This is a genomic window from Blautia sp. CGZ-1-C1, assembly GCF_056504575.1.
In genome coordinates this window covers 1-8,025 of the sequence record NZ_JBWLUT010000083.1, presented here as the reverse complement: position 1 = coordinate 8,025, position 8,025 = coordinate 1, and the positions used below count along the sequence as shown (strand labels likewise).

The 8,025-nt window shown below is 38.2% G+C and carries 8 protein-coding genes and 2 pseudogenes; 8 read left to right on the top strand and 2 right to left on the bottom strand.

Features of this window, described 5'->3' with window-relative positions:
• The 3 genes and pseudogenes from hcp to AC058W_RS06610 form a co-directional block, all read left to right on the top strand.
• A partial coding sequence (hcp, locus tag AC058W_RS06620; RefSeq protein ID WP_479389848.1) for a hydroxylamine reductase occupies positions 1-1,065 on the top strand: 1,065 nt, incomplete at its 5' end.
• A 624-nt stretch (positions 1,066-1,689) separates the two neighbouring features.
• Positions 1,690-2,627, top strand: a pseudogene (locus tag AC058W_RS06615) (reverse transcriptase domain-containing protein); the annotation flags it as partial.
• A gap of 84 nt (positions 2,628-2,711) precedes the next feature.
• A complete protein-coding gene (locus tag AC058W_RS06610) occupies positions 2,712-3,035 on the top strand; it encodes a group II intron maturase-specific domain-containing protein (protein ID WP_479389849.1) in 324 nt (107 codons plus the stop codon).
• Positions 3,036-3,257: 222 nt separating this feature from the next.
• On the opposite strand, the pseudogene AC058W_RS06605 reads toward AC058W_RS06610, so the two are convergent.
• Positions 3,258-3,920, bottom strand: a pseudogene (locus tag AC058W_RS06605) (site-specific integrase); the annotation flags it as partial.
• Between the two features lie 417 nt (positions 3,921-4,337).
• Between AC058W_RS06605 and AC058W_RS06600 the strand changes: the two are divergent.
• Positions 4,338-4,862, top strand: coding sequence for a hypothetical protein (locus AC058W_RS06600; protein ID WP_118609321.1), 525 nt, complete (start codon positions 4,338-4,340; stop codon positions 4,860-4,862).
• A gap of 474 nt (positions 4,863-5,336) precedes the next feature.
• Here AC058W_RS06600 and AC058W_RS06595 read toward each other — a convergent pair whose 3' ends face one another.
• Entirely contained in the window at positions 5,337-5,573 is a 237-nt protein-coding gene (locus AC058W_RS06595) for a DUF6061 family protein (RefSeq protein WP_118609320.1), read from the bottom strand.
• A 366-nt stretch (positions 5,574-5,939) separates the two neighbouring features.
• Between AC058W_RS06595 and AC058W_RS06590 the strand changes: the two genes are divergently transcribed.
• From AC058W_RS06590 to AC058W_RS06575, 4 genes are all read left to right on the top strand, one after another.
• The gene (locus AC058W_RS06590) at positions 5,940-6,668 is read left to right on the top strand and encodes a class I SAM-dependent methyltransferase (protein ID WP_022262569.1); all 729 of its coding nucleotides are present in this window, start codon (positions 5,940-5,942) and stop codon (positions 6,666-6,668) included.
• 68 nt (positions 6,669-6,736) lie between these two features.
• Complete coding sequence (locus AC058W_RS06585) at positions 6,737-7,105, top strand: hypothetical protein (RefSeq protein WP_019162388.1); 369 nt, start codon at positions 6,737-6,739, stop codon at positions 7,103-7,105.
• A gap of 47 nt (positions 7,106-7,152) precedes the next feature.
• Entirely contained in the window at positions 7,153-7,332 is a 180-nt protein-coding gene (locus AC058W_RS06580) for a hypothetical protein (protein ID WP_019162387.1), read from the top strand.
• Positions 7,333-7,369: 37 nt separating this feature from the next.
• Positions 7,370-7,804: a hypothetical protein gene (locus tag AC058W_RS06575; RefSeq protein WP_118609319.1), complete on the top strand. Its 435-nt coding sequence runs from the start codon at positions 7,370-7,372 to the stop codon at positions 7,802-7,804.
• Positions 7,805-8,025 lie beyond the last annotated feature (221 nt).

The following is an 8,025-nucleotide window of genomic DNA, read 5'->3' as shown; positions in this document are numbered from 1 at the left end:
CCGGTAGTGATGGAAGTAGGAAAAGTAAATTTAAGCTGCATGGCGCTTCTTGATAAAGCAAACACTGAAACTTTCGGTACACCGACACCGGTAACCGTACCTCTGAAAGTAGAAAAAGGCCCGTTCATCGTAGTGACAGGACACGATCTCTACGACCTCAAACTCCTCCTTCAGCAGACAGAAGGAAAAGGAATCAACATTTACACACATGGAGAAATGCTTCCGGCACACGCTTATCCGGAACTGAAAAAATTCCCACATCTGAAAGGAAATTTCGGAACCGCATGGCAGAATCAGCAGAAAGAATTTGACCATATTCCTGCACCGATTCTCTACACGACCAACTGTCTCATGCCGCCAAAAGCCAGCTACAAAGACAGAGTATTTACCACAGAAATGGTATCCTTCCCAGATGTAACCCACATTGACGATGAAAGAGACTTCACACCGGTAATCGAGAAAGCTCTGGAACTCGGCGGCTATGCAGAAGATACCCAGTTCACAGGAATCGACGGAGGAACAGAGGTTACGACAGGATTTGCCCATGGAACAGTACTGGGAGTAGCCGATAAAGTAATCGAAGCAGTCAAATCCGGAGCTATCAGACACTTTTTCCTGGTAGGTGGATGTGATGGCGTACGTAAAGGCAGAAATTACTACACTGATTTCGTAAAGCAGACCCCGGATGATACTATCATCCTCACCCTTGCCTGTGGAAAATACCGTTTTAACGACCTTGACCTCGGAACCATCGGCGGACTCCCGAGAATCATGGACATGGGACAGTGCAACGATGCCTACAGTGCAATCAAAGTAGCCGTAGCACTTGCAGAAGCATTTAACTGCAGTGTAAACGAACTGCCACTGAGCATGATCCTCTCCTGGTATGAGCAGAAAGCAGTCTGCATCCTTCTCACACTGTTACATTTAGGAATCAAAGACATCCGCTTAGGTCCGACCCTGCCGGCATTCATTTCACCAAATGTCTTAAACTATCTGGCAGAAAACTACAACATCGCTCCGGTAACAACTCCGGAAGAAGACCTGAAAACAATTCTTGGATAAATAATTTTAAAAGAAGATATACTTCTATTACTACAAAATTGAATATTGAGTGCGAGATCGCACATTGTGAGCTGTCTTTCCTTTGGAAGGGCAGCTTTTCGATTATCTATCAAAGATTTTGCAGAAAAAAGTAAGGCGGAAAGTGTAATTAAAGGGGATATATGTTATTATGTGAGTGACAAATCGGGATTGTGCGCCCAGACAAGGGCGAGTAGTCTAACAGGTGGAATGCCTGTCTGGTAAGGTCTAACCAACCGCCAGTAGCGAGTCTTGGGTGGCTGTCAGTAATGGAAGTCGCTAAGCGTAGACAGCAAGGAAATAGAGAGTGTGATTGAGCCTCGAAATTTTGACATTTAGAAGGCTGACGCTTTAATTCCAGCGGAAAGCAACACAAACCAAATTGTCATGGTAAGAGTTGGTTTGCTTCTACGGGGTCAAAGAGCACTTTATGTTTCACATTGTGACTACTCAGTCAACTGGGGAGAGCCTATTGTTTCTTGCCAACGCAAGTATGACAAACAACTGCAAAACAGGAGAATGTCAAAGGAATAGTAGGCAGTCGGATAGCTCCATAGTACCGAAGAAGTTGGGCAATGCCAATGGAGGGAAGGGAGCTACATAATAATGGTCTTTCTGAGGACACATCAACCGTACTCAGGGACGGAGGTATTGATGGAAACGAAATTAGAAAGAATAGCAGAAATATCGGCGCATTCGCCAAGACCAGAGTTCACGTCGTTGTATCATTTAATCAATAAAGAAATGCTTTTGCAATGCCACAAAGAATTAGATGGTAGCAAAGCGGTTGGTATTGATGAAATTACTAAGAAAGAGTACGAGAGGAATCTGGAACAAAACATAGATGACCTGGTGGAAAGATTGAAAAGAAAATCCTACAAGCCACAGCCATCAATAAGGGTATATATTCCCAAAAGCAATGGAAAACTTCGACCATTAGGAATTGCGTGCTATGAGGACAAAATAGTTCAGTTAGCACTAAAGAAGATATTGGAAGCTATTTATGAACCGAGATTTCTGAACTGCATGTATGGCTTCAGACCTAATCGAGGATGTCATGATGCAATAAAAGAACTATACAAGAGATTAAACAACACTAAAATCTGTTATATCGTGGATGCTGATATAAAAGGCTTCTTTGACCATATGAAACATGAATGGATTATCAAGTTCCTCAATCTCTATATCAAAGACCCTAACATTATAGGTCTTGTCAAGAAGTACCTTAAGGTAGGAGTGCTGGATGGAGGAAAACAGATGATGAATGAAGAAGGTTCGGCGCAGGGAAATATAATAGTCCAATCCTTGCAAATATATACATGCACAATGTATTAACACTTTGGTATAAGTTTATTATTACCAAGGAATGCAAGGGAGATAATTTCTTGATTGTTTATGCAGATGACTTCGTTGCGGGATTCCAATATAAATGGGAAGCTGAAAACTACTATAAGCTTCTAAAAGAACGGATGGAAAAGTTCGGTTTGCAGTTAGAGGAAAGTAAAAGCCGTCTATTGCAAAGCGGTGCTTACATTGCGAGGGCGAAGCAAAAGAGCGGTGAGTCTACCAGATTAGAGACATTTGATTTCTTGGGATTCACATTCTACTGTGGACGTTCACGCAAAGGCATGCCGTACATAACGCCAAAGACAAGCTCTAAGAAATTCAGACAGAAAATCCGAGACATTAAAGTATGGCTATATGCGAATAGAGACCAATCGTTGAAGAAACTAATGGGAATGCTTAATCTGAAGTTAGTCGGTCACTATAAGTACTATGGCATCAGCTTTAACGGCAGAATGATTTCAAACTACAAACAGCAAGTCAGAGAACTTCTGTTTAAGGTGCTGAATAGACGAAGTGATAGAAAGAGCTACACAAGAGAAGGATTCATTGAAATGCTGAAATACTATCCATTGGCATTGCCAAAGATATATGTCAGCTTGTTTTGATACTGTAAATATTGTTATGAAGAGCCGTATGCGGGAAAGCCGCACGTACGGTTCTGTGAGGGACTTACATTGTGAGGTGTGAGTCTACTCGACTGTGGAGAGATTTCTTGAACTTTCCTTATTTTACAGGCTTTTCAGCCCATTAGACAGTGAAATGATATGTATTTTCCCTTATTTTTGCTCTTATGCGGAATCTGCAAGGGGAATAAGGGAAATTTTTGTTTAAGCATTGCTCGCTACTTTATCAAGAAGTCTTGCGGAATCCCGCTTTGCTTTTCTTGTTGAGTGAGCGTAAATATTCATTGTGGTACTGACATCAGAGTGTCCTAACAACTCCTGTACATCTTTCGGGGCAGCCCCATTGGAAAGCAGGTTGCTGGTGTAAGTGTGACGTAACTGGTGAAAATGAAACTCCTCAAATCCTTCCAGCTTCTTTGCCACTGATCTGCACACAATGCCGAGTGTACTCGGCAGTTCCAAAGAACCATCCGGTCGCAGGCAGACAAAAGAAATTTCTTTGTAGTCGGCTGGGACTTCCTGTGTTCCGTCAAGATGATAGTATTCATAATATACCCTGTTTTTCACATGCACTTCTTTGTAGTAATTGCGGTGATATAATTCGCCATACTGCATCCGGTTTTTGAGCTGTTCTTTTCTGGCAGCTTTCAGTATTTCAGTCAGCGTATCTCCAAAATCAACAATCCTTACTTTTTTCCGTTTCGTTGGTCCGATAATATTTTTGTGTTTCATGCCGTCGTAGCGGATACTGCGTTTTATGGTGAGACATTGTTCCTCAAGGTTAATGTCCTGCCAGGTAGGACCACAGGTTTCCCTGATACGTAGCCCGGCATAATACGCAATCTGAATCGGCAGAATGGCAGGTGGTCTATATCGGAATCCGATGTTATGTGAAAGACTGGCGGGAAGAACGGGGATATTATTAAGAAAAACACAGGGAGATGTCTTTATCTTCCTGTGTTAAAAATGAAGCATTGATTATTTTTATATGAGAGGGATTATTGGACAGGTCTATATCGTGTTACAAAGTGTTATAAAGCCTGCAATTTCGTAATTTTTAAAATTGACCGTTTTATAGGATAGTATAAAAGTTTGTTAGAGAATCTTAAAAATAAACATTAAAATTATATATAAATCACCACTATTATAGAATACTATAAAAGATAATTCAAAACAAGTCTTTTATTTTTAAAAAGCGTGATATATATTAAGTGTATACAAAAGCATGCGCATTCTTTTAAAGTCATCTATAAATCTTAAATTCCTCAAGAAAGGAGGAAAATCTTGAAAAAAATTAAACGTTGTATAGCAATTATTTTGTCAAGGGTTTTAGGATTTTCGATGTCAACAGTATCTTTTGCTAGTGAAAGGTATAATCAAAATGACAATTCGAAGGGGACTTGTAGTAAAGAAGATGTTGACTTATCCAATGGTGGTTATACTATAATTTATGAAGATGGAGAACTATATATAGTTCCTTCTCAAGAAACACGAATGGGTGGCGGAATTGGATACTGTACTGTAAAAAATAAGACTTTTTCATATTCTATGACAAGAAGTCAAGCAGAGGCAGCTCTTAAAGCAATAAATGTGGGAGAGGGTGCGACTAAAAGTTTAGGGACTTTACTGCTAGCTGCTTTAGGTGGTCCTGTTGGTTCGGTTGTTGGACTCAGTGTTTCTGTAATTCTTAATTTTATCGGCGGAGAGAGTACTTACGTTAGTCATTTAAAATCATTTCTTAATTTGGGTAAATCTGTAGCATATTTTAAGTTTGATACACATTGTGTGAATAGAGGAAAAATTGCATGAAAAGAAATTATTGGGCGTTATTAGTTTTTGTGTTAATAATAGTATTGCAGTGGATTGGATTAGGATTTCATGGTCAAATAAGGTTTATTTTTTTGATAATTATATTAGTTCTAATTGTTTTATTTGCAATATTATTGCGAAAATAGCAAAAGTGATTTGTGAATAGTGAGGTAAAGGAACAAGGTGAAGCCGATACACTTAGGGCAGTCCTTTACGGAACGGACACAGCCAGTACCGCAATGATACATAAGAGGGCTTGAAAGAAGGTCACAAACCCTGCAAGTCTTCTTGTTTATTCTATGTGTCGAGCCCATCTATGTGTCAGATTGCATTTTCTGATAGATTGTTTCTTTCATGACTTATCAAAGAAAGTTCTCCTGTCGGGTATGTTCCAATTGTTTATTTCGGATATAAGCGTCTAATTCACAATTATATTCGTAGAGGCGAAAGACTACTCTGTTCTAAAAGGTATTTCTATATCTCTAATGAATCTTCGGCATTTACCCACATCTGCAAATTTCCCTCAAGGTATAATCTCGCATATTCAAGTGGTTCATCGACTGCAAGTGAAGTCAATGCACAGTCTGATCCGGGTGTGGTTTTTAAATCCTTTTCGGCTTCCCAGCAGTCAATGCGAAGCATATAGCCAACATTTGTATAAATGTCAATGCTGTTTCGTTGTGGATTGTATTCTGCAAATATTGTTCTCATCGTATCTTATCTCCTTATCGTTCAATCAATTATTCGTTACAAAAATCAGAAGCATTTCAATCAGTTCACCATGTCATTTTTATTTTGTGTTATACTGTTTTATATGATTTTTTTGGTCTCCGCTGCCGCTTCGGTCGGCACAGAGCAGATGTCCACCGGACATCTTGTGCCCTTGTATTTTCCCTTATCAGAGTTCGTAAACACTGATGGGACGATATAACACAAGGGAAACAATAAGGGGAAGTTCACCTGCGAAAAATCCAGTGTTTTCAATGGCTTCCAGAGAATTTGATAACAAAATATAACAGTTATTAAATCTCTTAAAACAGGTGAAATCTCAATCGGAAGTTGTGGAGGTAATTATCAATGAGGAATATTTACGATAATAGTGAATTTTTTGCCGCATATGCGGAAATGGGAAGAAGCAAAGATGGTCTGAAAGCTGCTGGAGAGTGGCATCAGTTGCAACCGTTATTCCCTAAATTACAGGGAAAAAAAGTTTTGGATTTAGGATGTGGTTACGGTTGGCATTGCAAATATGCCGCACAAATGGGAGCTACTGAAATTCTTGGTATTGATAGTAGTCAAAAAATGATTGCAAAAGCAGTAGCTGATAACTCTGATGACAAAATCAAGTATAAAGTTTGCGGTGTTGAAGAATACATTTATCCTGAAAATACTTATGACCTAGTTGTTTCTAACCTGGTACTGCACTATATCGAAAATTTAGCTAATGTTTATCAAAAGGTGTATTGCACATTAAAAGTAGGTGGGTATTTCCTATTCAATATTGAACATCCGACTTTCACCGCAGGTGTTAATGAAGATTGGATTTATGATGAAAATGGGAAACCTAAATATTGGCCAATCGACAATTACTATTACACAGGCGAAAGAGAAACCAATTTTCTTGGTCAACGAGTAATTAAACAGCACCACACATTAACGCAGATATTGAATCCACTTATAAAATGTGGTTTTCAAATTGAGGCTATTGAGGAAGCAATGCCTCCGGCAGATATGATGGGTATGCCGGGAATGTGTAATGAAATGCGTAGACCTATGATGTTGTTGGTTAAGGTTAAAAAGGTTTAATAAACAACTTCAAGTTTTATTGATTAGGAAATTGAGGAGTTATGCATTTTGTAAAGGGGGATCTATAAATGAAAACGTGTTGTTTAGTATGGGAAATTCCTGTAATAGAGGGAGAACATTATAATCCAATTATGAATGTCATTTATATGCAAAAAGCAAAGAAATTTTTGAATCAACTAAATCGATATTTTCAGGATGAGAATATGGATTGGAAGTGTGTTTTAGACCATTCAGCATGTACTTATAATGAGATTTTTTCCAGTGAACATCAAGCAGTTATTTTTGCTCCGGAAGCCAAAACAAGACAATGGTTATATAAAAAAGAAATTCAGGCTGTAAGTATTCCAAAATATTATTTGGATTTTGCAGAATATAATGAAGCAAAGTTGGATAAAATAGCAATTTTTTTTATGAACTTAAAAAATAATGTACAATAGATTTCCTTGTTATGGGGCAATGATATGTGGTGTTGGAGGATAAGCTTATGAAAAGCAAAAGGACAGTTATAGGTATCATCATTGGAATCATAGCAGCGATGCTCTGGAGTGTTGTTTTTATAAACTCATTAAACAGCATGGCGGGAATTGGAATCGGAATATGCTTGGGTATATCTTTTGGTATATCTGGCAGTCTTATTTTTTCAAAAAAAGATAAAGATAAGTGATAATACAACTCGGGATTTGACAAAGGGATGTGATTGTATGAAGAAGAAAAGTATAAGTGTGATATGTGCTGTATTAGTAATTTCAGGTGTGGCAACAGTCCTTGTATTAACTGGAAATAGAGGAAATGTATCAAATGTTAATCGTGTTGTTGGTTACTCTGCACTCTATGGTGAAAATTCAATCAATGAAGCGTTTGATGTCATAGAGAAAAAATTTGCAAAAGATTTTAAAGGTTGCACACTTGCTGAACTTCGCTATGACGAGGATGTTGAAAACAGATTTGCAGAAGAAATTGAGAAGTATCACAAAGAGAATAACCAAGAACTTATTGTGGTATTATCAATCTTTGATACAGACGAAAAAGGTGGAGATGGTGGGTTCAATCCTAATGATATATACGCCAACTGGCAATGGTATTTAGTGAAAACGGCAGATAAAAAGAGTTGGGAAATAATCAATTGGGGTTATTAATCAACTTCCGGATTTCAATGCTTTGCAAATAGCATGATATGATACCTCTAAAGCAGACAGATTAAATATAAAAATCTGTTACTTTGGAGGTATTTTTAGGATAATAAGCGTGAATCCTCGGCAATTCAATTACCGAGATGAAAGCACAAACTGTGCATATCTGCACTCATAATAAATAAAAATAACCCATTTAACCGACATTTAACCACATTTAACCGACG

What these genes read in the sequence shown, in the direction of transcription:
- AC058W_RS06585 (WP_019162388.1), top strand. Translation starts at nt 6,737, where the DNA reads ATGAAAACGTGTTGTTTAGTATGGGAAATTCCTGTAATAGAGGGAGAA.
- AC058W_RS06575 (WP_118609319.1), top strand. Translation starts at nt 7,370, where the DNA reads ATGAAGAAGAAAAGTATAAGTGTGATATGTGCTGTATTAGTAATTTCA.
- AC058W_RS06590 (WP_022262569.1), top strand. Translation starts at nt 5,940, where the DNA reads ATGAGGAATATTTACGATAATAGTGAATTTTTTGCCGCATATGCGGAA.
- AC058W_RS06595 (WP_118609320.1), bottom strand. Translation starts at nt 5,573, where the DNA reads ATGAGAACAATATTTGCAGAATACAATCCACAACGAAACAGCATTGAC.
- AC058W_RS06610 (WP_479389849.1), top strand. Translation starts at nt 2,712, where the DNA reads ATGCCGTACATAACGCCAAAGACAAGCTCTAAGAAATTCAGACAGAAA.
- AC058W_RS06580 (WP_019162387.1), top strand. Translation starts at nt 7,153, where the DNA reads ATGAAAAGCAAAAGGACAGTTATAGGTATCATCATTGGAATCATAGCA.